Raw genomic sequence first — 24,262 nt, 5'->3', positions numbered from 1 at the left:
GGTTTTTGATATGATGAAAAAGATTTCTGTCATATTTATTCTGCCGGATTTGGAAACCGGAGGTGCAGAAAGAATCATTACCACCATTGCGAACCATCTTTCCAGGGATAAGTTCGAACCTAAAATATTGCTTTTACGCAAACAAGGTGGCTATCTTAATTTCCTTAAGAAAGATGTTGAAATTATTGATGTGGATACAGAAAGAATCCGACATTCATTAAAGCCGATTCTAAGAGAAATTTACCGTAGAAAGCCGGATATAGTATTTTCTGGTTTTGGAGAAGTAAATGCTTATTTATCACTGTTTATCAAGCTTTTTCCGAGAACAAAATTTATTGCAAGAGAAACGAATGTGGTTTCCCATCATATTACCAGAAAAGAAATCAAATTCTTCTATAGCTTTTATAACAATTATCAACAAATCATTGCGCAGAGTGATGATATGAAAAAAGATCTGATCGATAATTTCAACGTTAAAGAAAAGAAAATCATTAAAATTAATAATCCTGTCGATTTTGATTTTATTGAAGGAAAGCTTGCTCTTTCAAGTAGACCGGAGTGCTTTAAATATAATTACAAAAACGTTGTAGCGATCGGCAATTTATCGGAAAGAAAAGGCTTTGATAACCTGCTGAAAGTATTTTCAAGACTTAAAAACGAAAATATTTTATTACATATTTTGGGAGATGGGAAAGACCGGGAAATCCTGCATCAGATGAAAGAGTTTTTGGACTTAAAAAAAGTTATTTTTCATGGAAGACAGGAGAATCCCTACCAGTTTCTGAAGTTTGCGGATCTTTTTATCCTCTCTTCAAGATATGAAGGCTTTCCGAATGTTTTATTAGAAGCTGGTGCGTGTGGAACGTATTCTTTGGCTAATAATTGTCCCGGAGGAATCAATGAAATTATTCAGAATCGAATCAATGGTGAAGTTTCTGATATTGAAAATCATGATGATTTCTCACAGAAAATCGTTCAGATTTTACATGAAAGTTATGACAGCAGTTCCATTAAGAATTCTATTAAATCCAGATTTTCAAAAGAAATTATTATGGATAAATATGAGAAGGTTTTGCTGGATCTAATGAAATAGAAAGCTAGACTTGTCTCATGGAGTCTTATTTTCTTACATTTGATGCCATTAATCTTATCTAATCAATATTTCTAATGAATAAAATTCAGAAATTGGGTTGCTCTTGTGAAAAGCCTAACTCGAACTATACGGAATACAGAAGTTCTGAATTAGGTATAGATCATACTAACGGAAGATATGGAGAGGTAACGATTCAGCAATGTAAGCTTTGTCAAAGAATCTGGATTCATTATTTTGTGGAATATGAGCATTATTCTAAATCAGGAAGATGGTACAAAGGAATTGTTTCTAAAAAGGATCGACCAAACATAACTCCGGAAAATGCCGTAGAATATCTTGAAAGTCTTGAATGGTATGTGTATGGCGGTTCCTTTTTTGAGAGTATGGGAGAGTTTGGGCAAGGAAAACTGAATGTGTAACATTTTATAAATGTTTCGACTTCATGACATTCTAGTACTAACTGCTTTTAAATAGTAACGTTGTCATGCTGAGCGAAGTTGAAGCATTTTAGTTTACTTAACAATAACTTTAAAATTGACAAATCTCACTTTCTCACGTGGTAATTAATCGTTAAATTTGTAAGAAGTAAGAAAGTTAATAATAAACAAATTCATAAAATAACATGAGTCAATTCGATGTTACCGTAATCGGTTCTGGTCCTGGAGGTTATGTTGCTGCAATCCGTGCTGCACAATTAGGTTTCACAACAGCAATTATTGAAAAATATCCTACTTTAGGAGGAACTTGCCTTAATGTTGGGTGTATTCCGTCAAAAGCGCTTTTGGATAGCTCTGAACATTTTGAAAATGCAAAGCACAATTTCGCAGGTCACGGAATCATTATCAATGAGCCTCAGGCAGATATCGCAAGAATGATCGAGCGTAAAAATGAGGTGGTAAAACAAAATACAGACGGAATCAATTACCTGATGAACAAAAACAAAATCACTGTTTTTGAAGGAGTTGGAAGCTTCGAATCTGCAACTCAGATCAAAGTAACGAAAAACGACGGTTCTACTGAAACGATCGAATCTAAATATACCATCATTGCAACAGGTTCTAAACCATCTACTTTACCTTTCATCACTTTAGATAAAGAAAGAGTAATCACTTCTACAGAAGCTTTAAATCTTAAGGAAATTCCTAAGCATTTGGTAGTGATCGGTGGCGGAGTTATCGGTCTTGAATTAGGTTCAGTGTATTTAAGATTAGGAGCTCAGGTAACTGTGGTTGAGTTTATGGATAAAATCATCCCTGGAATGGATGGAGCTTTAAGTAAAGAATTAACTAAAGTTCTTAAAAAGCAAGGAATGAAATTCATGCTTTCTACAGCAGTTTCTGCAGTGGAAAGAAACGGAGATACTGTAAAAATTACTGCCAAAGATAAAAAAGGAGAAGAGGTAACTGTTGAAGGAGATTATTGTTTGGTTTCTGTAGGTAGAAAACCTTATACTGAAGGTCTTGGACTGGAGAAAGCGGGTGTTGAGCTTGACGAAAGAGGAAGAGTAAAGGTAAACGATCATCTTCAGACTAACGTTGCTAATATCTATGCGATCGGAGACGTTATCAAAGGAGCAATGTTGGCTCACAAAGCTGAAGAAGAAGGAGTTTTCGTTGCTGAAACTTTGGCAGGACAAAAACCTCACATCAATTATAATTTAATTCCGGGAGTTGTTTACACTTGGCCTGAAGTTGCAGGAGTAGGTAAAACTGAAGAGCAGTTGAAAGAAGAAGGAGTAGCTTATAAAGTAGGATCTTTCCCTATGAGAGCTTTAGGAAGAAGCCGTGCAAGTGGCGATGTGGATGGTTTGGTTAAAATCATTGCAGACGAAAAAACGGATGAGGTTTTAGGAATGCACATTGTAGGAGCAAGAGCTGCAGACCTTATTGCAGAAGGAGTTATTGCAATGGAATTCCGTGCAAGTGCTGAAGATATTGCAAGAAGTTCTCACGCTCACCCGACTTATGCAGAAGCAATTAAAGAAGCTGCATTGGATGCTACGGCGAAGAGACCTATTCATATGTAATTGAAAAATAATCTTATATACAAAAAGAGAAACCATAATTATGGTTTCTCTTTTTTTTGGCATAAAAATGGAGATTGTAAATTAAAAAGATACTTATGAAAAATATTTTTATCGGTTTTATGTTTCTTATAGGAATTCATTCATTTGCACAAGAAGCAGGAAAAGTAGGGGAGCTTTTAAAAAACGAAGCCTCAAAAACAGAGATAGAATCTCCAAATACTAAAAGAAGTGAGGCCAGAATTAAAAATAATTCAGGTTTTAGAAATCAGAGCCAAAATAATGAATCTGGTTTTAAAAATTCACGATATCAATGGAATGTAGATTATGGCTATTCTGAAGTTTTTCTTAGAATTCCGGAACAGGGAATATTTAGTGTAGAATTAGGTGATCAGTTTATGGCAAACAATTCCGGAAAATTCAGATTTTTTGATCTGCCATCCGGAAGAATTCCGATTTCTATTTACGAAAACGGTTATTTATTATACAGAACCACTTTAAATGTCCGTAATAACAGCAGATTAGTCCTTGATTTTTTTACCAATAAAGGTTTGTATCTTTTAGATTCTTATCCTGTTCAAAATCAGTCTTACGGTTTTAATAACTGGAACGATGTCTGGAATAATCCTTATGGAAATCAGGGGAATAACTGGAATAATGGAGGGAGTTATGCTAATGTTATGGATAACAGTTCTTTCGGTGATTTTCTTTCTATGCTTCAGAGAAATACAAGATTTGACGATGACAGACTTTCCGTAATAAGACAGCAGATGCGTACAACAATGTTTACATCCCAACAGATTCAGGCTTTGGTCAAGGAAATGAGTTTTGATAAAAATAAATTGTCTTTGGCAAAATCTATATTTAATAATTGTGTTGACAAGCATAAATATTTTATAGTTTGTGATGCATTTGATTTTGAAAGTAGCAAACGGGAGTTGATGGATTTTGTAGCAAAATCTTAAATATTAATACCAACAAAAAAGAGAAGCTTAAAGCCTCTCTTTTTTTGTTAATAAATGGTATAAGTAAAACTTAAGATTACTCTTTTGCCGCATCCTGAGGTTGATCTTCCGAAATAAAAATTCCTAGACCATATTTTTGATTTAAGTATCTTTTGATATCAGGACTGGAATTGGTAACCCATTCTATCATATAGATTTTACTGGTGTCAATATCTAATTTTTTATGATAATTATTAAGTGACTCTACAGTAATCTTATGCAGAAAATCAAAATCTTCCGGGGTATGATTATTATAAACGAAATGTTCAGGTTCATACTTTGCGGCTAATACTTTATCGCAGGAGTCCTGAATATCACGATGGGTTTTAATGTAATACTCTCCAAAAGTTTTGTTTTTTGAATCCAGCTGATCCAAAAATTGATTGAAAACAAGCAAAGTATCTTGATGAAGATTTATTTTTGAAATTACAGTATTTCGGAACTCATCGTTGATTTTTGGTGTTTTTGAGCAGGAAATGACTACGAGTGTAATGAAAAGAGTGGAAATAATTGATTTTGGTATTGTCATATTGATATTTTTATAAAACTAGGATTATTTTTCCTTACAAGTGTTATTTTTTTGAAATTAACTTTTAAAACAGCTTATTGAAGATATCTGTAACGCCTATGAATTATAAATAGATTAAAATACTCAAATTTCCGTACCTTTGTGAGCTAATTTTATCATACATGCAACCCGGAAAAACTCAGACTTTAAAAATTTCAGACAAAAACAATTCAGGATGGATCCTAACGGATGAATCTGGTGAAAAAGCTTTTTTACCTAAAATTTTTGTTCAGGATGAAAAAGAAATTGGTGATGAAATGGAGGTTTTCGTTTATCAGGACGACCATAAACTGAAAGCAACTACAGAAATTCCTCTGGCTGAAGTTGGAGAGTTTGCAGTAATGAGTTGTGTACAAAGTCTGCCAAGTGGCGCTTTTATGGATTGGGGAATCATCAAAGATCTGTTCATTCCTTACAAACAGCAAAAAACTAAAATTGTTGAAGGCAAAAGATATTTAGTTTACATTTATGTAGATGAAGATCTGGATTTAATTACAGGAACAACAAAATTCAAGAGAAACCCTCAGTATCAGGATTTGCCTTTTAAAAAAGGAGATAAGGTTGATCTGATCATGATGAATGAAAGTGAACTGGGCTGGAATGTGGTTATCAATAAAAAGTATATCGGATTAATCTACAGTTCGGATGTTTTCAAAAAATTATATCCTTTATCTGAAGAATCAGGATATATTAAAGAAATCAGGGAAGACGGAAAAATTGATGTTTCTTTACAGCCTCAGGGTTTTGAAAATATAGATGAGTTTAAAAAGAAAATTTTAGACAAATTAGAAGAAAACTATGGATTGCTTTATCTTTCGGATAAGTCTACTCCCGAAGAGATTAAAGAGGAGGTTCAGATGAGTAAAAAGAATTTCAAAAAGGCAATTGGAGGATTGTATAAAGATAAGATTATCGATATTGAAGAGGATAAAATTAAATTACTTTAATTAAATATAGCGTAAAAAATAAAAGCGGGCAGAATTTCTGCCCGCTTTTATTTTTCTATTCTTCAGGTGTTCCTTTTAAAAATATGATGCAAATAAAAATATGATGCAAATCATACAAATTTGTTTAATTTTTTTGTTTAACAATTTTGTCAAAACAAGTGATTGATTTATATTTGCACAAATTTGTTTAACAAAAATGTCAAATCAAGCTAAAAAAGACCAAACACAAGAATTGATCAAAGAAACAACGAAGAATTTATTCTTTGTGAAAGGGAAGTTTGACGCCACTACTCAGGAAATTGCTGATGCAGCGGGTGTCAATAGAACGCTTATTAATTATTATTTCCGTTCCAGAGATAATCTGATTCAGATTATTTTTGATGAAGCGCAGAAAGTAGAACACGAAAAATCTGAAATTATCATGAATTCTGATCTGCCTTTCAAAGAAAAGATCGGTCAGTTTATAGAAGGGAGCCTATCAACAAGCCTTCAGTATCCATATCTGGAAACCTATATTGTGTCGCAGATCAATAAAGGAAACTGTCACAAAAAAGATATTGAAGAAGATGAGCTTCGCAAGCTTTACAAAGATATCGAAACCGAAATGGAATTGGGAAATATCGAAAAAATGGAACCTATCCAGTTTGTCCTTAATATGATTTCCCTGTTGGTTTTTCCAAGTGCTGTAAGGCCCTTATTGATGGAAAATTTAATGATTAGCGATGAAGAATTTGATAAGATTATTTCTGAGCGAAAGGAGATTATTTTGAATATGTTGTTTAAAAATTAAAAAATGTTAAAGTATTTTAAGAAATGATTCGTCCTTTAGAAATAAAAACATTCAAGATAAAGCAATTACATTAAAAAATAAACGAGTATAAAATTATGAAAAGAAATTGTATCACTGCAAGGAAGCTAAAAATAGGAATAGCGGCTGCATGTATGATTTTCGGTTTTTCATCAGTATCTGCACAGCAGCAGATCTCTCTTCAGGAGGCCATAAAACAGGCACTTCAGAACAAAGCGGAGGCGAAAAAGGCTGCTTTACAGATTAAAAAAGCCGAATATAAGATTGATGAGGCGAAAGCCGGTGCTTTACCGCAGATAAGTGCTACGGCGGGGTTGACCTACAATCCTCTTATTCAGGAGTCATTGCTGGAATTTGGAGGAGAGAAGATCAGAGCTCAGCTTGGACAGCCATGGAATTCTACGGCTTCTGTACAGCTTCAACAAGCGATTTTTGACCAAAGAGTATTTACAGGTTTAAAAGCTGCAAAATCTACAAGAGAATTCTATATTCTGAATGCGCAGCTTACCAATGAGCAATTGATTGAAAATGTGGCAACAGCTTATTATCAGGTATTTGTACAGGAAGAAAATCTTAAAACCATTGAAGCGAGTTATGCCAATACGGAGAGAGTAAGAAATGTAATCCAGAGCTTGGTAAAGAACGGATTGGCAAAACCAATAGATTTGGATCGTACAAATGTACAGCTAACTAATATTGGTTCAAACAAGCAGCAATTGATCAACTCAGTAGAACTTTCAAAAAATGCTTTGAAATTTTATATGGGAATTCCGGTTAGTACGGATATCGAGCTGGAAGAGAAAACAATTGAGCCAAAACCTGAGCTTATTGCAAGTACTGTAAACCTTGATGAGCGTATGGAGCTTAAAGTTTTAAATAAGAACAGAGAGCTTTTGGTTTTCAATAAAAAAGCTACCGAGGCATATCTTTATCCTACAGTGAGTTTAACGGCAAACTACGGATGGGGAGCAAACGGAGGTAAATTTCCACTGACAAACGGTTTTAAAAACGGAGTTCTTTGGAGTGACTATTCTGCGATCGGTTTGAATGTAAGCATCCCTATTTTTACGGGAGGGGCTACAAAGGCTAAAATAAACCAGGCGGAAATCGATATTCAGGATTTAGATCAGGATATTCAGAATACGCAGCTAAGCTTAAGTTTAGATTATAAAAATGCCATTACCAATATGGAAAATGCGTTGATCAATATCGACAGTATGAAAGATAATGTGGCATTGGCAGAAAGAGTTCAGAAAAATACTCAGTCTAACTATCAAAACGGTTTGGCAACGCTTACAGAATTGCTGGATGCAGAAAACGCATTAACTCAGGCTAAACAAAACTATGCAAATGCCTTGTTAGACTATAAACAGGCCGAAATAAAGCTTATTAAGGCAAAAGGAGAATTAAACACACTACAAAACTTATAATAAACGAAAATGAAAAAAACTTTAATATATATTATCGTCGCGGCGGTATTAGTAGGTTTGGCAGCTTATAAAATTGCCAGCAATAAAGAGAAGCAGACGCAGGAAGTAAAAGAGGTGGCTAAGCAGGTTGATAAGATCAATGTCAATGTAATAACAGTAGGCAGAGAAAATATTAATACTGACTATTCTGCTAACGGAACTTTCCTTCCTAAACAGGAAATGAACCAGTCCTCAGAAATTTCAGGACGTATTGTAAGTGTTTTGGTAAAAGAAGGATCAAGAGTTTCGGCAGGGCAAACTTTAGCAACCATTAAAAGAGATGCTATTGAAGTAGATGTTACGCAGGCTCAGAACAATTTACAAAATGCAATTATCGATAATCAGCGTTATGAAAATGCATATAAAACAGGTGGTGTTACAAAGCAACAGCTTGATAATTCAAGATTACAGCTAAAAAATGCTCAGGCTGCAGTAAGAGCTCAAAGTGTTAAAGTAAATGATACTAATGTAAGAGCGGGAATCAGTGGTACAATCAACAAAAAAATGGTAGAACCGGGAACTGTGGTTTCTCCTGGAACTTCAATGTTTGAAATTGTAAACATTAACTCCCTTAAACTTTCTGTGTTGGTAGATGAAAGTCAGGTAGGAAAAATTGCATTAGGTCAGGAAGTGGCTATTAATGTTAATGTTTTACCTGGAGAATCTTTCAGCGGAAGAATTACGTTCATTGCTCCTAAAAGTGATGCCTCTTTAAATTTCCCTGTTGAAATTGAAGTTCAGAACAGAGGTAATCTTAAAGCGGGGATGTATGCAACAGCTACATTCAAAACAAATCACGGTGCTGAAACTCAGAATATGTTAACGGTTCCGGCGGAAGCTTTCGTAAACGGAGTAAGTTCAGGACAATTGTTTGTTGTGAATAACGGAATTGCTAAATTAATTAAAGTTCAGACCGGAAAAGTATACGGTGACAAAGTTCAGATCTTAAGCGGATTGAATGGTGGTGAGCAGGTAGTAACCAGCGGACAGATCAACCTTGATAACGGTTCAAAAATCAATATCGTAAAGTAAGCAGAAGATGAAGTTAGCAGAAATATCCATTAAAAGGCCATCGCTGGTTATCGTATTGTTTACGATACTTACGCTGGGTGGTTTATTAAGTTACTCCATGATGGGGTACGAGTTGATTCCGAAGTTTGAAACCAATATGGTAACCATTTCTACGGTATATCCGGGAGCTTCACCGAGCGAGGTGGAAACGTCGGTGACCAGAAAAATTGAAGATGCTGTTGGTTCTTTGGAAAATGTGAAAAAGGTAGAATCTTCGTCTTACGAAAGTTTATCGGTAATCATGGTTCAGCTGAATACAGGTGCCGATGTAAACTATGCGTTGAATGATGCACAGAGAAAAGTAAATGCTATTTTAGCAGATCTTCCGGATGATGCGGATCCGCCTTCATTACAGAAATTCTCATTGGATGATTTACCGATCATGACATTGAGTATTTCTAGTAGTAAGCTTAATAACAAGGATCTTTACGATCTTTTAGATAAAAAAATTGAGCCTATATTCTCCCGTGTAAACGGAGTTGCTCAGGTTACCCTTGTAGGGGGTCAGGAAAGAGAGATTCAGGTAAATCTGGATGAAAAGAAAATGCAGGGATATGGTGTTGCTATTGCAGATGTACAGCAAGCGATTCTTTCTTCAAACTTAGACTTCCCGACAGGAGCTTTAAAAACGAGAACTTCAAGATCTACGATCAGACTTTCAGGAAAGTATAAAAATGTTCAGGAAATGAATAATCTTGTTGTTTCCAATAAAAATGGAGCTCAGGTTCGTTTGTCTGATATTGCAACGGTTTTTGATACCCAGAAAGATGTAGAAAAAGTAGCAAGATACAACCAGCATTCAACGATTTTACTTCAGGTAAAAAAGCAATCGGATGCCAATGCGGTGTCAGTTTCAGAGTTAGTTAAGAAAACCATTGGTCAGGTTCAGGATAATTATAAAGTTCAGGATATTAAGGTAAATATTGTAGATGATACTACTGACTTTACGCTTGAAGCGGCAGATCACGTAATTTTCGACTTATTCCTGGCGATTATTTTGGTGGCTGTAGTAATGTTATTATTCCTTCACAACATCAGAAACGCATTCATCGTAATGGTTTCAATCCCGATGTCTTTGATTGCTACCGTAATCGGAATGTATCTGATGGGATATACCTTGAACCTGATGAGTTTATTGGGGCTGTCACTTGTTGTAGGTATCCTTGTGGATGACGCGATTGTGGTATTGGAAAACGTTTACCGACACATGGAGATGGGAAAAAGCAGAATCCGTGCAGCATACGATGGAGCTTCGGAAATTGGATTTACCGTAACGGCAATCACGATGGTAATTGTAGTGGTATTCTTACCAATTGCGATGAGTTCGGGATTGGTTGCTGATATCTTGGCACAGTTCTGTGTTACGGTAGTTATTGCAACATTATTATCATTATTGGCTTCATTTACCATTATTCCATGGTTATCTTCAAGATTTGGTAAGTTGGTTCATTTGACTGGAAAAAATCCTTTTGAGAAATTCATCCTTTGGTTTGAAAAGCAACTGGAGAAATTTACACACTGGATCAGTAATATCTTAGAATGGTGCCTTAAAAATACTTGGAGAAGAGTGTTAACCGTATTCTTTACTTTCGTATTGCTTATTGTTACCACGATGGGTTTACTTGGAGGAGGATTTATCGGAGGTGAATTCTTCCCTAAAATGGACAGAGGACAGTTCCTTGTTCAGATGGAATTACCAAAAGATGCTTCGGTAGAGAAAACGAACCAGGTAACATTAGCGGTTGAAAAATACCTTAGAAATGATAAGGACGTTGTAGATATGATTACAACAGTTGGTCAGCAGTCATCAGGTTTTGGTGGAGCTCAGGCTACTTTGTATCAATCGGAAATTCAGGTAATCTTGGTAGACAAGTCTCTTCGTAATGAGAGTACGGATATCAAATCTGCAAGAATCAAAAGAGCATTAGAAGAGAAATTTACGGGAGTTGAATTTAAAACAGCGCCAATCGGATTAATGGGAGCAGATAATGCACCGATTGAACTTGTAGTAACCGCTCAGGATAACGAAACTGCAAACAAGGAAGCGAACAGAATTCTTGAATTGCTTAAAAAAGTTCCGGGATCAGTAGATGCAGAATTATCAACGGATTCTGGAAATCCGGAGGTTCAGGTGAATATTGACAGAGATAAAATGGCTTCTTTAGGCTTAAATCTTTCCAGTGTAGGACAAACGATGCAGACTGCATTCAGTGGAAATACAGACGGAAAATTCAGAGCGGGAGAATATGAATACGATATCAATATCCGTTTTGGGGATGCGAACAGAAAGTCGATTGAAGATGTAAGAAACTTAATGTTTACGAATCCTCAGGGAGAGCAGATTAGATTAAGCCAGTTTGCAGAAGTAAAAATGGGTTCCGGACCAAGTTTGTTGGAACGTAGAGATAAAGCTCCTTCTGTAAAAGTAAAATCTAAAGTAGTAGGTCGTCCTGTAGGTGATGTTGCAAACGAATGGGCTGCAATGTTTATGGATAATGAGAAAACAAAACCTGCCGGTGTGACTTACATTTGGAGTGGAGATATGGAAAACCAGACTGAAGGTTTCGGTACGTTGGGAATTGCATTATTAGCAGCTATCGTATTGGTTTATTTGGTAATGGTTTCATTATATGATTCTTTCGTATATCCGTTTGTGGTATTGTTCTCAATTCCATTGGCATTGATCGGGGTAATGGTAATTTTGGCCATCACCGGAAACTCGCTGAATATCTTTACGATGTTGGGGATGATCATGTTGATTGGTTTGGTAGCGAAGAACGCGATTATGATTGTCGACTTTGCCAATATGAGAAAAGCAGCAGGATTCAATACTCATGATGCTTTGATCCAGGCAAACCACGCACGTCTTCGTCCGATCCTGATGACTACGATTGCGATGATCTTCGGTATGATCCCGATTGCGATTGCAAAAGGAGCAGGAGCGGAGATGAACAACGGATTGGCTTGGGTAATCATCGGTGGTTTGACATCGTCATTATTCCTTACACTGATCATTGTACCGGTAGTTTACTCTTTATTTGACTCTATTCTAAGAAGAATGGGTAAACATGAAAAAGTAGACTATGAAGCTGAAATGAAAGCTGACTATGTACACAGAGAACTAAGTGAAGACGGGTTTACTCCGAAGCACGTAGACTAAAAATATAACAACCTTAATTAACTTAAAAACCGTATCAGAAATGATACGGTTTTTTGTCAATATAATTTAGTAAAAATGGATTTAAATGTCCGTAAAGATTGAATAGAGATATGATATTATCCGCAGAAAAATGCTTACATTTTATTTTGCATGCTTTGGGACTAAATTAAATCAAAAGGATAACAAATAATAGAAAACGGCATTCTCAAAAAGAAAAAAAGCCAGATTTTCGATGATATTTTCAGGGAAAATCTGACTTTGAAATTAAACTATATAAAAATATTTATCAGAAGTTTTTTTACTTCAGACTGATTGTTTTATTAAACACTTTTCCGTTTTCTTCCACACTGATGATGTAGTTATCCGCAGTTTTCGGGTTTAAATCGAAAGTAATTTCCAGTTTACCGTCAATTGCCGGTTTTGTAGAGTTATAATATACATTACCGGACAAGTCAGATACAGAAATTTTTGCTGTATTTTTTAACTCAGATAGAACCAGTTTTACTTTATTTCCGTCTACCTGAAATTCCGGCTTGATAATTTCCGCAACAGGTTTTTTATCAATGATAACCTTTTTGTCTGCGCTTACCTTAATTTTATATTTTTCTATTTTTCGGTCAGATTCTAACAGTAAATAATAAATTCCTGCATCAAGGTCTTTAAAATTGTAAGACTTGATAACGTTCTTATCCGAATCTAAATCTTCAGAAAACAATTCACCATAAGTGTCGTTGTAAATAACTACAGATACATTTTTTGCATTGGATACTTCAAATCTTACAGTTTCTGCTTCTGTTTTTCCAAATGAAAGTGAAAAGTCCCTGTCTTTACTCATCATACTTGCTGAAATAGATAAAAAACCTATTAATAAAGCTGATCTAAATACTTTTTTCATACTATTTATTTTTTCATTTGTTAATACTGCAAATTTAGATGAGCTAGCAATGCCATTCTACCATACAATTTTCATATTTATGTACTATTTTAACCTTTAAATTAATTATTTGAATATTATTTGTTAATTTTGTGTATGAATTTTATCCCGAGTGTTATGAAGCATTCCCATCCCGCCTTTGAAGCCGTAAAACCTAATATAGGAAGCAGTTTTACGAGTTTAAAATTTCTGAAAAACGAAAATATTAAGTCTCATATTTGGCATTATCATCCTGAAATTGAGCTTATTTTCGTGTGTGGTGGTTCGGGAAAGAGGCAAATCGGGAGTAATATTTCTTATTTTTCAGACGGTGATCTGGTTTTAATGGGGAGCAATCTTCCGCACTGCGGAATGACCAATGAAAATACCAATAATGATTATGAAATGGTAATCCAGTTTAAACCCGATTTTTTAGGAGAAGAAATCTGGACTTTACCCGAAATGCAGAAAATTGCAGTTCTGCTGGAAAAGGCAAAAGCAGGGATTGTATTTTCTGAAAATATTAAAAAAGAAATAGGGCAGAAGATTGTAGAAATGCACGAGTCCTCTTCGCTGGATAAACTGATGAGGTTCCTGAAAATCCTGGAAGAACTGGCTTCTACCAATGAATACAGAATTTTAAATGCCGGAAAATATTACCTTCAGACCCAGGTGGAAGACAATGAGAGAATTAACCATATTTTCAATTTCGTGAAAGACCATTTTAAAGAACAGATTAGTCTGGAGCAGATTTCTGATCTTGCGAATATGAAAGTACCTTCTTTTTGCCGGTATTTTAAAAAGATCACCAACAAAACATTTACCCAGTTTGTGAATGAATACAGGATTACCCATTCATTAAAACTACTTGCAGAACAGCCTTTAAGCATTACTGACGTCTGTTTTGAATCCGGCTTTAATAATTTCAGTTACTTTAATAAAACATTTAAAGAATACACCGGGAAAAGTCCTTCACAATACAGAAAAGAATTTAATTATCTGATTGATTAGGAATTTCATATTAAAAAAAATTAAAATTAATAACCTAATGATAATAAAGACTGAACCTATCTTTAAGATTTTAAAGTCTATATTTGTATAAGGTTTGAGAAATAAAGAAGAAGAAAAAGAATTTTATGAAGGATATAAAGCTGATTGTAACCGATATGGACGGGACATTTCTGAATTCAAAATACGAAGTAAGTCCGGATTTTCCAGCGGTATATGAAGAACTGAAGAAACGCGATATTCTTTTCGTTCCTGCAAGCGGGAGACAGATGTCGGGAATTACCAAATATTTTGGAGAGATCCAAAGTGAAATAGGTTTTATTGCTGAAAACGGCGGTTATGTAGTGTATAAAAATGAAGAGATTTTTGCTGATAAGTTCAGCCAGGAATCCATTGCCGATATTATTCGTACAATAAGAGCAATTCCCGAAGCAAGAGCGGTTTTAAGTGCCAAAGAAAACTCGTATTATGAAAGTTCCGATGAGGTATTCGTAGAGTATTTTTCTAAATATTACATTCAGAATCAGAAAAAAGAAGACCTTACATTGGAAGTTGATGATTCGGTTTTTAAAATTGCAGTCTATCATCCGGTAAGTGCTGAAGAATTTCTATACCCGGCTTTGAAAAATTTTGAAGATGAAGATTTAGTAGTCGTAGTTTCGGGGAAAAACTGGCTGGATATTATGAATAAGCACACCAACAAAGGTAATGCCATTGAAAAGCTGCAGAAATCTTTAAATATCCTTCCGGAGCAGACAATGGCTTTCGGTGACTATCTGAACGATATTGAAATGCTTAAGAATGCTCATTATTCCTACGCTATGGAAAATGCCCATCCTTCGGTAAAAGAAGTAGCCAGGTTTGAAGCCTGTTCCAACGACCGGTTTGGAGTATTAGAAACCATAAAAACGTATCTGAACGGAATGTAAACGTTCTAAAAAAGATAAAGAAAAACCGTATCTCATTGAGGTACGGTTTTTCATTCTATACTGTTGATTGTTCAGAATTAGTCCTGCATAACTTCACCCGCTTTTCTGAAAACAAAATTTCCATAGATATGTCTTCTTGCAAAACGGCTTGGTGAATCTGAATTGATCATCTTAATATAGGTGTTTTTCGGAACACCCATGTATTCGTATGACACTCCATTCAGGTGAAGAACGGTAAGAATCGATTTTTCCAGATAAAAATCCTGGATATTGGATTTGGTAATCGTTTCTGTATATTCTTCTTTGTATTTTTCCTGCGTTTCCGGATTGATACTTACTAAAAAATGGTAAGCTTCAATCACAGATTTACTTTTTTCCTCAGCTTCCAGTTGTCCGGCTTCATCGTTGATGAATTTATCAGGATGCGTATCTTTCATCGCATTTCTGTAGATGGTTTTCAGCTCTTTTAAAGTTACATTCTGATCAACTCCCAAAAGTTTTCTGTGCTCGCCAATTTTTTTCATATCTTCTATCCCTTATTTTCGGGGTGCAAAATTAAGGAAATTAATTGGAAATTCTATAAGTTATTCATTATTAATGTAAAACAATTTTATTTAATATGTTTTTTTGTATCTTCTAATAATGCTTCAATGCTTTTAAACTCTGAACTTTCTGAATTATCTTCTTTTAGATTAAAGAGTTTATTTTTACTTGTTACCAGTGATCCAGAAATATATATTTTGGATATATATTTCGCTAAATAAGGAATTTGAAAATTATCAAAATATATTGTAATTTCAGTAATAATGCTTTTTTGAGGCTTTCCATCATACTTTTCGTAATGAGTTGATTCAGATTTTAAAACGCGAACTATTTTATTGTTTTTATTTGAGGTGATTTCAATGGAGAATCCTATTGAACCAATAGTTTTATTGTTTTTATTTCTAATTGATCCAGAACCTTCAATAAGTTTATTGGGTATTTTTTAGAATAAACATCAATACTATCCAAATACCTATAGCTTTTAAACTTTATTTGATTTTTTAAATCATTATTTAATTGTGCAGATAATGATGTTGATATTAAAAGAAACAAGAATAAAAGTCTCATTCTATTGTAATTAAGAAAGTTTGAAGTTTTTCGAATATAGTAAAAATTACTAGAACAGGAGCCCAAAAGGCTCCTGAAAAATAAATATCAATAAAAAAATCAAAACGTCTCCAAAGCAAACTCCTTACTAGCTTCCCTAGAAGCCTCCACCATCGCAATCAAAGCCTTTTCTGTTTCATCCCAATGACGGGTTTTCAAGCCGCAATCAGGATTAACCCAAAGTTGTTGCACAGGAATAACAGTTTGTGCTTTTTTCAACAGTTCAACCATTTCCTCTTTAGACGGAACTCTTGGTGAGTGAATATCATAAACTCCCGGTCCGATTTCATTAGGATATTTGAAATCTGCAAAAGCATTTAATAATTCCATCTGGCTTCTGGAACATTCTATCGTAATCACATCGGCATCCATATCAGCAATATTTTGGATAATATCATTAAATTCAGAATAACACATATGGGTATGAATTTGTGTTGCATCTTCCACGCCGCTTGCTGAAATTCTGAACGCTTCAACTGCCCATTTCAGATAATTCTGCCAGTCGGATGTTCTTAATGGAAGTCCTTCACGAATCGCAGGTTCATCAATCTGGATAATCCTGATTCCTGCTTTTTCCAGATCATTGACTTCATCTCGAATTGCTAAAGCGATCTGTTTGCAGGTCAGTGAACGAGGTTGGTCATCACGTACAAAAGACCATTGAAGAATCGTTACAGGTCCAGTTAGCATTCCTTTTACCCATTTTTTAGTTAAAGATTGAGCATATTCCGACCAATAAACAGTCATTGGATTCGGTCTGTATACATCTCCGAAAATCACCGGAGGTTTCACACAACGGCTTCCATAACTTTGAACCCAACCGTTTTGTGTAAACGCAAACCCAGCCAATTGTTCCCCGAAATATTCCACCATATCGTTTCTTTCGAATTCCCCGTGAACAAGCACATCGATTCCGATTTCTTCCTGCCAACGAATCGTTCTTTCGGTTTCCTGTTTTAGCAAAATATCATATTGTTCGGCATTCAGTTCCCCTTTCTTGAATTTGGCACGCCAGTTTCTCACCTCTTTTGTCTGTGGAAATGAACCGATGGTAGTTGTTGGAAATAAAGGAAGCTGCAGTACTTCCTGTTGTACTTCTTTTCTAACATTAAATGGATTGTTTCTTCGGGCATCACTTTCAGTAGTAACATCAATACGGTCTTTTACTTTTTGATTGTGAATTAATGGAGATGTTTTACGGTTTTCAATCGCTTTTTTATTTTCTGCTAAAATCTGCAACGTATTGTAATCCGGGTTTTCTGAAGCCAATTTCTTTAAATTGACAACTTCATACACTTTCTGTTTCGCAAAAGCCATCCATTGTTTGATTTCGGGAGATAAAGTTTCTTCATTTTTCTCTGAATCCAGATCGAAAGGAGAGTGTAACAAAGAACAGGACGGGGCGATGAAAACCCTTTCCGAACCAATTTTTTGAACAGCTTTTTTAATGAACTGTAAAGAATGCTGAAAATCATTTTTCCAGATGTTTCTGCCGTCTACAACACCCAAAGAAAGGCTTAAAGTATTGGGAATATTATTCAAAACTTCATCCAATTGTTCTGGACAACGAACCAGGTCAATGTGTAAAACATCGACAGGTAGGGAAGTGGCGAGTGAAAGATTGTCTTTTAAGCCGTCAAAATAAGTTGCGACAATAAATGTAAGCTTAGGGAACTGTTTTTTGATTTCAGCATACACAAACTGATAGACTTCTTTTGCTTTTTCAGTTAAATCTAATGCTAAAAATGGCTCATCAAACTGAATGTATTCCGCACCGTGACCCTCCAGCTCCTTTAAGATCTGAATATAAACAGGAAGTAAGTTTTGAGCTAAATCCAACTTATCAAAACCTTCTTCTTTCTCTTTTCCAAGCAGTAAATACGTTAATAAACCAATAATAACAGGTTTTGCATTGAATCCGGTCTGTTTCGCACGAATGAATTCTTCGATGATTTTATTGGAGAATAATTTAAATTCCTGGTTTTTCTGAAATTCAGGGACGATATAATGATAATTCGTATCAAACCATTTCGTCATTTCCATTGCGGTAATATCTAAGCCGTCTTTCTGGAAACCTCTTGCCATTGCAAAATAAACGTCCAGTTCGGGCTTTTTTAAAGCAATTTCCTGATAACGTTCAGGAATGGCTCCAACCGTTAAGGTCATATCCAAAACCTGATCGTAATACGAAAAATCATTACATGGGATAAGGTCAATTCCCGCTTCCTGCTGAAGTTTCCAATTACTTTGAGTAATGGTTTTTCCAACCTCTAGAAGGTCGTCTAAATTGATTTTACCTGCCCAATATTGTTCACAGGCTTTTTTGAGTTCTCTGTTGCTACCAATACGCGGATAGCCAAGAAGATGTGTTTGCATTTTCTTACAACTTTTAAATTAGACAATGATTTTAAAAGTTCTTCGGATGCTTCATAATGCTATTGCAGGGAAAAGTTTTGGGGAATTGGTAAGATATAGTGAAGACGTATTTTTCTTTTTAATGAAAAGAATTATAAGATTTTTATTTTTTGATGCAAAGTTTTAATTAAATTTTCTTGACGTCTTAAGTGAGCAGAGTAGAATCAATTTCATTGATTGTAAGAGCGGACGTTTTATCCATACGCTTCATCAGCGAAGAAGTCGCAATTCTTTGCTCCTTAAAAAATAAGAAGTCATCATAAAAAATCTTTGCGTTTAAAAAATCAAAATTTTAAACCCAATACGTTTCCAAAATATCATCTGTCTAACCAAAAACTCCAACCGCGAGAGCATTGTCAATTCGGAACAGGCAGGTCTCCTGACTTATAACGGTTATTGTCATCCTTCCCGTTTACACAGTGGATATGCGTGGACAAAAACTTTGATGTGTTACTTACAGTTGCGCGACAGCTCGTGATTTTCACACGATTCCCTATTAATTTACCTTAAGTAAAACCTTTTCCGTTTGATGAAGTATATTAAAGAACAAAATAGGATTCAAAGATATTGATTAAAGTATATTGATTGGATATATTGATTAAAATAAGATTTTTATTTCGATTTATGTATATTTGAAAGATTATTATTCTGTAAATTTGAGAATTGAACCCCCAAAAAGAATATTATTCTGTGGAAAGACTGGATGAAAAGGATCTTCAACTGCTGAGAATCCTTCAAAAAAATGCAAAACTAACCGTAAAAGAGCTCGCGAAAGAAGTAAACCTATCTGCTTCCCCTGTTTTTGAACGGATGAAAAGACTGGAGCAGGAAGGATATATTAAACATTATGCTGCCATTCTGGAAGCGGAAAAATTGAATCGTGGTTTTACCGTTTTTTGTCAGGTAAAACTGAAAATCCATGATCGTTCTGTCGGAAATCGATTTGTTGAAGATATTTTACAGATTGATGAAGTCGCAGAATGCTATAATATTTCCGGAGATTTTGATTTTTTACTGAAAGTTCAGGTAAGAGATATGAAGCACTATCAGGATTTTGTTTTTAATAAATTAGGCTCTGTAGATTCTATCGGAAGTACACACAGTACGTTTGTGATGGCAGAGGTGAAAAATATTCATGGGGTGAATATTTAATTTTGAATATTGCTAATTCTTATTAATATCTGATAACTTTAAAATTATGCATTAGTTTTCATCTGTTTGAAATTTTAGATTCTCATTTATTTTATTTGCATTCATCTAAAATAGTATATTTGTAAAAACTATAAAGAAACAAAAAAAGAATGCTTGTAATAGGAATTGCAGGAGGTACAGGATCCGGCAAAACTACGGTTGTTGATAAGATCATTCAGCAGCTTGATATCGAAGGAATGAATATCCTTTCACAGGATAATTACTATCATGATAATCATAATCTTACATTAACGGAAAGAGAAGCTTTAAATTATGATCATCCTAAATCCATCGATTTTGATTTGTTGATAAAACATGTGAAAGCTTTAAAAAACAATGAGCCGATCGAACAGCCAATCTATAGTTTTGTAACACACGGAAGAACCGGAGATCATGTGACTGTAGAGCCTAAAAATGTATTGGTTGTAGAAGGAATTTTGGTACTTACGAACAAAGAATTACTAAAAGAATTTGATTTAAAAGTATTTGTTCATGCAGATTCTGATGAAAGACTGATCAGAAGGATCAGGAGAGATACTCAGGAAAGAGGAAGAGACCTGAATGAAGTACTGCACCGTTATCAGACAACATTGAAACCGATGCACCAGGAATTTATTGAGCCTTCAAAAAATGAAGCAGATCTTATTATCCCGAATATGAAGCAAAATTCCGTGGCGATTGATTTTTTAACTACTGTTATTAAAAATTCGTTGAGAAAACATTAGAAATGAAAGAAAACAAACTTATTAAAGACATCCAGCCTAAGTCTGAAACTTTTAAGCTTATTCAAAAATATGTTTTGAATAAATATACGCTTACCATTTGTTTGTTTCTGGTGTGGATGATTTTCTTTGATAAAACTTCGTTTTTGGTAATTAATGAACTGAATGGGGAAATTAACAAATACGAAGACCAGCTTCAATATTATAAAACCGAATACGAAAAAAATGACGCGTTTTATAAAAAACTGATGAATAATAAATCTGAAAAAGAAAAATACGCAAGAGAAAATTATTTTATGAAAAAACCGAATGAAGAGATCTTTATTTTGGTCGTAGATAGTACGAATATTGCGAAAAAATAATTTAAGAAGTGAATGGTGAATGAACAATTCGCTTTGCTTGTCAATTTTTCAATCTAAAAATCTAATAAAAAGAATGTCAGAATGTGTCAATTCATAATTCACTCGTAAAACAAAATTGATGATTGACAATTCACAAAATAATCCATAACCAATGTCAAATACAACCTGGGAAAATCTAGTAAAAAAACAGCTTAAAACAGAAGATATTTATTCCGTTCTTACCAAGGACAATTTGGAAGGGATCCAAGTGAAACCTTACTATGATTCGGTACAAAAACCGTTGGTAAACCTGCCAAAAATAGAAGAAAGTACTCATTTGGTGGCAAGGTACCACGAAAGTCTAGAGGAAGATGTTTTTGCCTTTATTTTGGATCAAAATGTAGAAAATCTGGAACAGAAAACAATTTTTGTTAATAATGTTGATTTGGCGGGACATATCAGTCCAAAAGAAGAAGATCAGTATTTTTCTTTAATTGATGTATTTGATGAAAAAGAAGCTGTGATTAATGATCAGCTGGTAAAAGAATTGTTGGCAAAAGAATTTAAAAGAAATATTTGTGTAGATATTTCTCTTCATCAAAATGCCGGAGCAGCAATTTATCAGCAATTGGGGATTGCTTTGGCAAAGACAAAGGAACTGGTTGAAGTATATGGACCTGAAATCCTAAATAAACTGATTTTCAGAATCGCTACAGGAGGAAATTATTTCTTTGAAATGGCAAAACTGAGAGCTTTTAAAATGGTTTTCAATCAGTTGTCAAAAGAATATGGCTTGGACGAAATTCCTTACATTTTCGCAGAAACTTCTTTGAGAAATAAAGCAGTTTCGGATAATGAAAATAACCTGATCCGTTCTACGCTGGAATTGGCTTCTGCAATGATCGGTGGAGCAGATGCAGTTTTCAGCAATAATTATCTGGTTGACCGAAGTACGGAAAATTCAGAAGAAATTTCTTTCAAACAACAAATTGTTTTAGCTTACGAAAGTATCATCAATGTCTTTGAAGATGCCGCAAACGGAAGTTATTACGTGGAAGATATTACACAGCAAATCGCTGAAAAGTCATGGGCTTTATTTGTAGAAATTGAAGAGGCAGGAGGTTATTTGGAGCTTTTAAAACAAGGTATCATTCAAAAGAAGATCTATAATCATGCTGTGGAAGAACAAAGATGGGTAGAAGAAGGTAAAATAAAACTGATTGGAGTCAATTTATACCCGAAATTAGAGGTTAAAAAGACAGTTGAGGAATTATATAACGAAACAAGTATTAAAGCTGTTCGTTGGGCTGAAATGTTTGAGTAATTTTGTTCCCACAGATTTCACAAATAGCACAGATTTTAGCTTAGCTAAATAAATTTTCTACAAATGAATGAAAATGAAATTAGTTTTTATATCAGAAAATCTATATTTTCTGTTTACAACGAACTTGGGCCTGGTTTATTAGAAAAAGTTTATGAAAAGGTATTGGTTCATGAGTTAGAAAGTAATGGTTTAAGTGTGAAAACCCAGGTTCATATTCCAATTGAATATAAAGGGATTGTGATAGATACAAGTTTTATTGCTGATATTATTGTAGAAAATAAAGTAATTATCGAAATAAAATCAATTCCAGAAATTAGTAATGTTCATCATAAACAATTATTAACCTATTTAAAGTTGACGGATTTTAAATTAGGAATACTAGTCAATTTTAATACAGATTATATTGACAAAAATATAATTAGAAAAATAAACGGAATTATTGATTAAAATGTTTAAAATCTGTGATATTTGCGAAATCTGTGGGAAATAAATTATTATACTCTGATGTCCAAAAATACATCAATGCAAATCTAACTACAGATTTACATTCCTTATTATTGAAAAAATCTCCGTTTTCAGAGGTTTCGATGCAAGAAATCGTTCAGCAGATCAAAGGAAAGCAGGTGGCGGAGAAAAAGTTTCCGTTTTTATTAAAAGAAGGAATTATTTTTCCGCCACAACTTAATCTGGAACAGGCTTCTTCAGAAAAAACAGCAGTCTACAAATCTGAAATTTTAAAAGGTAAAAAGTTTATTGACCTTACAAGTGGTTTTGGGATTGATGCCTATTATTTATCTAAAAATTTTGATGAGGTTACGCTCGTTGAACAAAATGCCGAACTTTTAGCAATTGTTGAAAATAACTGGACTGTTTTAGGTAGAAAAGCAAGATTTATCAATCAAAAACTGGAAGATTTTCTTAATGAAAATGAAGAAAATTTTGATGTAATATATATGGATCCGGCCCGAAGAGATAATAATAAGAACAAAGTATTCTTATTAGAAGATTTGTCACCGGACATTCTTCAAATTCAGAAGAAATTACTTTCGATTTCTGATGAAGTAGTTATAAAATTATCTCCGCTTATCGATTTGAAATACCTTGTCTCTGTTCTGCAGAATATTTCAAGGATTGATATTATTGCATGGAAAAATGATGTAAAAGAGATCGTTGTCTTTTTATCAAGCAAAGAATCAGAAGAGATTATCTGTAATTGCGTGAATTTAGAAAGTGAAGAATCTACTTTCAACTATAAATTCGGAGAAGAAGAAAATGCTCATTCAGAATATGCTGAGCCTGAAAAGTTTATCTATATTCCCAATAACTCAATTTTAAAGGCGGGAGTATTTAATTTGATTTCAGAAAACTTTAAAGTAAAAAAGCTTCATCCGAATACACATCTTTATACTTCAAATGAAAAGGTGGAAGATTTCCCCGGAAGAATTTTAGAGGCTGAAATAATTGATAGTAAACAGATTAAAAAGAAAAGTCAGTTTAATATTATATCAAAGAATTATCCTTTAAAACCGGAAGAAATCAAGAAAAAATATGGATTAAAAGATGGGGGAGATCACTATCTTATTTTTACACAATCCAAAAAAGGAAAAATAATACTAAAATCAGTATAAAAATGTTGCCGAAAAATGTAGGATTTCTTAATTTTGGGCAATTAAAAATTTAAGTAGGTAATCGCTGCTGTTAAAACAATTATTGCCAGCTGAAAATAATACGATTCCATATACCTTTAAAAAAATAAATTTTGCATATGAAAAAATTAGTTATATGTTTAGCTATTGCAACTGTTGCTGTAAGCTGTAAAAAAGTAGCAGCTGGTGGAAATAAGAATACACTGAAACTTGAAGAAGGAGTTGAAAGATATTCTGATGATCCACAAGGAGAAGGTCACGGTCATCAAGCTGCTGCGGCTCATACAGAAGAAGCAGCTGCGGAAAAGCATGAAGCAGAAGCTCCGAAAACCGACAGTGCAGCTACTCCTGCAAAACCAGCAGAAACTCAGGCTCCAAAAGCTGAACACTAATTAGTAGAACAATATAAAAAAATGTCTTGCAGGAATGTAAGACATTTTTTTTTGGATTAAAATTGGTAAAGATTTAATTTTCTGATTGC

Annotated in this window: 22 protein-coding genes and 1 riboswitch; of the genes, 18 read left to right on the top strand and 4 right to left on the bottom strand. The window is 34.2% G+C overall.

What is annotated here, in order from left to right; all coding sequences use genetic code 11:
• Nucleotides 1-13: 13 nt before the first annotated feature.
• From CLV73_RS05200 to CLV73_RS05185, 4 genes are all read left to right on the top strand, one after another.
• On the top strand, nucleotides 14-1,093 hold the full coding sequence (locus CLV73_RS05200) for a glycosyltransferase (protein ID WP_100376996.1): 1,080 nt from the start codon (nucleotides 14-16) through the stop codon (nucleotides 1,091-1,093).
• Nucleotides 1,094-1,167: 74 nt separating this feature from the next.
• Nucleotides 1,168-1,512, top strand: coding sequence for a hypothetical protein (locus tag CLV73_RS05195; protein WP_100375796.1), 345 nt, complete (start codon nucleotides 1,168-1,170; stop codon nucleotides 1,510-1,512).
• 203 nt (nucleotides 1,513-1,715) lie between these two features.
• Nucleotides 1,716-3,119 carry a dihydrolipoyl dehydrogenase gene (gene lpdA, locus CLV73_RS05190; RefSeq protein WP_100375795.1) on the top strand — a complete coding sequence of 468 codons (1,404 nt, stop codon included), beginning with the start codon at nucleotides 1,716-1,718 and terminating at the stop codon, nucleotides 3,117-3,119.
• Between the two features lie 95 nt (nucleotides 3,120-3,214).
• Nucleotides 3,215-4,081, top strand: coding sequence for a DUF4476 domain-containing protein (locus CLV73_RS05185; protein WP_100375794.1), 867 nt, complete (start codon nucleotides 3,215-3,217; stop codon nucleotides 4,079-4,081).
• A 76-nt stretch (nucleotides 4,082-4,157) separates the two neighbouring features.
• Here CLV73_RS05185 and CLV73_RS05180 read toward each other — a convergent pair whose 3' ends face one another.
• Nucleotides 4,158-4,649: a hypothetical protein gene (locus CLV73_RS05180; RefSeq protein WP_100375793.1), complete on the bottom strand. Its 492-nt coding sequence runs from the start codon at nucleotides 4,647-4,649 to the stop codon at nucleotides 4,158-4,160.
• A gap of 161 nt (nucleotides 4,650-4,810) precedes the next feature.
• On the opposite strand from CLV73_RS05180, the gene CLV73_RS05175 reads away from it, so the two are divergent.
• From CLV73_RS05175 to CLV73_RS05155, 5 genes are all read left to right on the top strand, one after another.
• On the top strand, nucleotides 4,811-5,635 hold the full coding sequence (locus tag CLV73_RS05175) for a CvfB family protein (RefSeq protein WP_100375792.1): 825 nt from the start codon (nucleotides 4,811-4,813) through the stop codon (nucleotides 5,633-5,635).
• A gap of 196 nt (nucleotides 5,636-5,831) precedes the next feature.
• Complete coding sequence (locus tag CLV73_RS05170; protein WP_100375791.1) at nucleotides 5,832-6,425, top strand: TetR/AcrR family transcriptional regulator; 594 nt, start codon at nucleotides 5,832-5,834, stop codon at nucleotides 6,423-6,425.
• 95 nt (nucleotides 6,426-6,520) lie between these two features.
• Nucleotides 6,521-7,873, top strand: a complete 1,353-nt coding sequence (locus CLV73_RS05165) for a TolC family protein (protein WP_100375790.1) — start codon at nucleotides 6,521-6,523, stop codon at nucleotides 7,871-7,873.
• A gap of 9 nt (nucleotides 7,874-7,882) precedes the next feature.
• Complete coding sequence (locus tag CLV73_RS05160; RefSeq protein ID WP_100375789.1) at nucleotides 7,883-8,944, top strand: efflux RND transporter periplasmic adaptor subunit; 1,062 nt, start codon at nucleotides 7,883-7,885, stop codon at nucleotides 8,942-8,944.
• Nucleotides 8,945-8,951: 7 nt separating this feature from the next.
• Nucleotides 8,952-12,143, top strand: coding sequence for an efflux RND transporter permease subunit (locus CLV73_RS05155; RefSeq protein WP_100375788.1), 3,192 nt, complete (start codon nucleotides 8,952-8,954; stop codon nucleotides 12,141-12,143).
• Nucleotides 12,144-12,441: 298 nt separating this feature from the next.
• On the opposite strand, the gene CLV73_RS05150 is transcribed toward CLV73_RS05155, so the two are convergent.
• Nucleotides 12,442-13,038 carry a hypothetical protein gene (locus CLV73_RS05150; protein WP_100375787.1) on the bottom strand — a complete coding sequence of 199 codons (597 nt, stop codon included), beginning with the start codon at nucleotides 13,036-13,038 and terminating at the stop codon, nucleotides 12,442-12,444.
• A gap of 135 nt (nucleotides 13,039-13,173) precedes the next feature.
• Between CLV73_RS05150 and CLV73_RS05145 the strand changes: the two genes are divergently transcribed.
• Both CLV73_RS05145 and CLV73_RS05140 read left to right on the top strand, forming a co-directional pair.
• Entirely contained in the window at nucleotides 13,174-14,067 is an 894-nt protein-coding gene (locus CLV73_RS05145) for an AraC family transcriptional regulator (protein ID WP_228424234.1), read from the top strand.
• Nucleotides 14,068-14,192: 125 nt separating this feature from the next.
• A complete protein-coding gene (locus CLV73_RS05140) occupies nucleotides 14,193-14,993 on the top strand; it encodes a Cof-type HAD-IIB family hydrolase (RefSeq protein WP_100375786.1) in 801 nt (266 codons plus the stop codon).
• Between the two features lie 77 nt (nucleotides 14,994-15,070).
• On the opposite strand, the gene CLV73_RS05135 is transcribed toward CLV73_RS05140, so the two are convergent.
• Together CLV73_RS05135 and metE are read right to left on the bottom strand one after the other, a co-directional pair.
• Nucleotides 15,071-15,517: a KTSC domain-containing protein gene (locus CLV73_RS05135; RefSeq protein WP_100375785.1), complete on the bottom strand. Its 447-nt coding sequence runs from the start codon at nucleotides 15,515-15,517 to the stop codon at nucleotides 15,071-15,073.
• Nucleotides 15,518-16,202: 685 nt separating this feature from the next.
• Complete coding sequence (gene metE, locus CLV73_RS05130) at nucleotides 16,203-18,518, bottom strand: 5-methyltetrahydropteroyltriglutamate--homocysteine S-methyltransferase (protein WP_100375784.1); 2,316 nt, start codon at nucleotides 18,516-18,518, stop codon at nucleotides 16,203-16,205.
• 391 nt (nucleotides 18,519-18,909) lie between these two features.
• Nucleotides 18,910-19,093, bottom strand: a riboswitch (cobalamin riboswitch).
• 154 nt (nucleotides 19,094-19,247) lie between these two features.
• On the opposite strand from metE, the gene CLV73_RS05125 reads away from it, so the two are divergent.
• The 7 genes from CLV73_RS05125 (at nucleotide 19,248) to CLV73_RS05095 (ending at nucleotide 24,173) form a co-directional block, all read left to right on the top strand.
• Nucleotides 19,248-19,709 carry an Lrp/AsnC family transcriptional regulator gene (locus CLV73_RS05125; RefSeq protein ID WP_100376994.1) on the top strand — a complete coding sequence of 154 codons (462 nt, stop codon included), beginning with the start codon at nucleotides 19,248-19,250 and terminating at the stop codon, nucleotides 19,707-19,709.
• Nucleotides 19,710-19,858: 149 nt separating this feature from the next.
• A complete protein-coding gene (udk, locus tag CLV73_RS05120; RefSeq protein ID WP_100375783.1) occupies nucleotides 19,859-20,473 on the top strand; it encodes a uridine kinase in 615 nt (204 codons plus the stop codon).
• 2 nt (nucleotides 20,474-20,475) lie between these two features.
• Nucleotides 20,476-20,832: an FtsB family cell division protein gene (locus CLV73_RS05115; RefSeq protein WP_100375782.1), complete on the top strand. Its 357-nt coding sequence runs from the start codon at nucleotides 20,476-20,478 to the stop codon at nucleotides 20,830-20,832.
• A gap of 151 nt (nucleotides 20,833-20,983) precedes the next feature.
• Complete coding sequence (locus CLV73_RS05110; protein WP_100375781.1) at nucleotides 20,984-22,135, top strand: methylmalonyl-CoA mutase family protein; 1,152 nt, start codon at nucleotides 20,984-20,986, stop codon at nucleotides 22,133-22,135.
• A gap of 63 nt (nucleotides 22,136-22,198) precedes the next feature.
• Entirely contained in the window at nucleotides 22,199-22,582 is a 384-nt protein-coding gene (locus CLV73_RS05105) for a GxxExxY protein (protein WP_100375780.1), read from the top strand.
• 32 nt (nucleotides 22,583-22,614) lie between these two features.
• Entirely contained in the window at nucleotides 22,615-23,763 is a 1,149-nt protein-coding gene (locus CLV73_RS05100; protein WP_228424232.1) for a class I SAM-dependent methyltransferase, read from the top strand.
• 137 nt (nucleotides 23,764-23,900) lie between these two features.
• Nucleotides 23,901-24,173: a hypothetical protein gene (locus CLV73_RS05095; protein WP_100375778.1), complete on the top strand. Its 273-nt coding sequence runs from the start codon at nucleotides 23,901-23,903 to the stop codon at nucleotides 24,171-24,173.
• Nucleotides 24,174-24,262 lie beyond the last annotated feature (89 nt).

It is taken from the genome of Chryseobacterium geocarposphaerae (assembly GCF_002797535.1).
Lineage (GTDB): Bacteria > Bacteroidota > Bacteroidia > Flavobacteriales > Weeksellaceae > Chryseobacterium > Chryseobacterium geocarposphaerae.
This window is presented reverse-complemented; position numbering and strand designations above follow the sequence as displayed.

What these genes read in the sequence shown, in the direction of transcription:
- CLV73_RS05200 (WP_100376996.1), top strand. Translation starts at nt 14, where the DNA reads ATGAAAAAGATTTCTGTCATATTTATTCTGCCGGATTTGGAAACCGGA.
- CLV73_RS05195 (WP_100375796.1), top strand. Translation starts at nt 1,168, where the DNA reads ATGAATAAAATTCAGAAATTGGGTTGCTCTTGTGAAAAGCCTAACTCG.
- lpdA (WP_100375795.1), top strand. Translation starts at nt 1,716, where the DNA reads ATGAGTCAATTCGATGTTACCGTAATCGGTTCTGGTCCTGGAGGTTAT.
- CLV73_RS05185 (WP_100375794.1), top strand. Translation starts at nt 3,215, where the DNA reads ATGAAAAATATTTTTATCGGTTTTATGTTTCTTATAGGAATTCATTCA.
- CLV73_RS05180 (WP_100375793.1), bottom strand. Translation starts at nt 4,649, where the DNA reads ATGACAATACCAAAATCAATTATTTCCACTCTTTTCATTACACTCGTA.
- CLV73_RS05175 (WP_100375792.1), top strand. Translation starts at nt 4,811, where the DNA reads ATGCAACCCGGAAAAACTCAGACTTTAAAAATTTCAGACAAAAACAAT.
- CLV73_RS05170 (WP_100375791.1), top strand. Translation starts at nt 5,832, where the DNA reads ATGTCAAATCAAGCTAAAAAAGACCAAACACAAGAATTGATCAAAGAA.
- CLV73_RS05165 (WP_100375790.1), top strand. Translation starts at nt 6,521, where the DNA reads ATGAAAAGAAATTGTATCACTGCAAGGAAGCTAAAAATAGGAATAGCG.
- CLV73_RS05160 (WP_100375789.1), top strand. Translation starts at nt 7,883, where the DNA reads ATGAAAAAAACTTTAATATATATTATCGTCGCGGCGGTATTAGTAGGT.
- CLV73_RS05155 (WP_100375788.1), top strand. Translation starts at nt 8,952, where the DNA reads ATGAAGTTAGCAGAAATATCCATTAAAAGGCCATCGCTGGTTATCGTA.
- CLV73_RS05150 (WP_100375787.1), bottom strand. Translation starts at nt 13,038, where the DNA reads ATGAAAAAAGTATTTAGATCAGCTTTATTAATAGGTTTTTTATCTATT.
- CLV73_RS05145 (WP_228424234.1), top strand. Translation starts at nt 13,174, where the DNA reads ATGAATTTTATCCCGAGTGTTATGAAGCATTCCCATCCCGCCTTTGAA.
- CLV73_RS05140 (WP_100375786.1), top strand. Translation starts at nt 14,193, where the DNA reads ATGAAGGATATAAAGCTGATTGTAACCGATATGGACGGGACATTTCTG.
- CLV73_RS05135 (WP_100375785.1), bottom strand. Translation starts at nt 15,517, where the DNA reads ATGAAAAAAATTGGCGAGCACAGAAAACTTTTGGGAGTTGATCAGAAT.
- metE (WP_100375784.1), bottom strand. Translation starts at nt 18,518, where the DNA reads ATGCAAACACATCTTCTTGGCTATCCGCGTATTGGTAGCAACAGAGAA.
- udk (WP_100375783.1), top strand. Translation starts at nt 19,859, where the DNA reads ATGCTTGTAATAGGAATTGCAGGAGGTACAGGATCCGGCAAAACTACG.
- CLV73_RS05115 (WP_100375782.1), top strand. Translation starts at nt 20,476, where the DNA reads ATGAAAGAAAACAAACTTATTAAAGACATCCAGCCTAAGTCTGAAACT.
- CLV73_RS05110 (WP_100375781.1), top strand. Translation starts at nt 20,984, where the DNA reads ATGTCAAATACAACCTGGGAAAATCTAGTAAAAAAACAGCTTAAAACA.
- CLV73_RS05105 (WP_100375780.1), top strand. Translation starts at nt 22,199, where the DNA reads ATGAATGAAAATGAAATTAGTTTTTATATCAGAAAATCTATATTTTCT.
- CLV73_RS05095 (WP_100375778.1), top strand. Translation starts at nt 23,901, where the DNA reads ATGAAAAAATTAGTTATATGTTTAGCTATTGCAACTGTTGCTGTAAGC.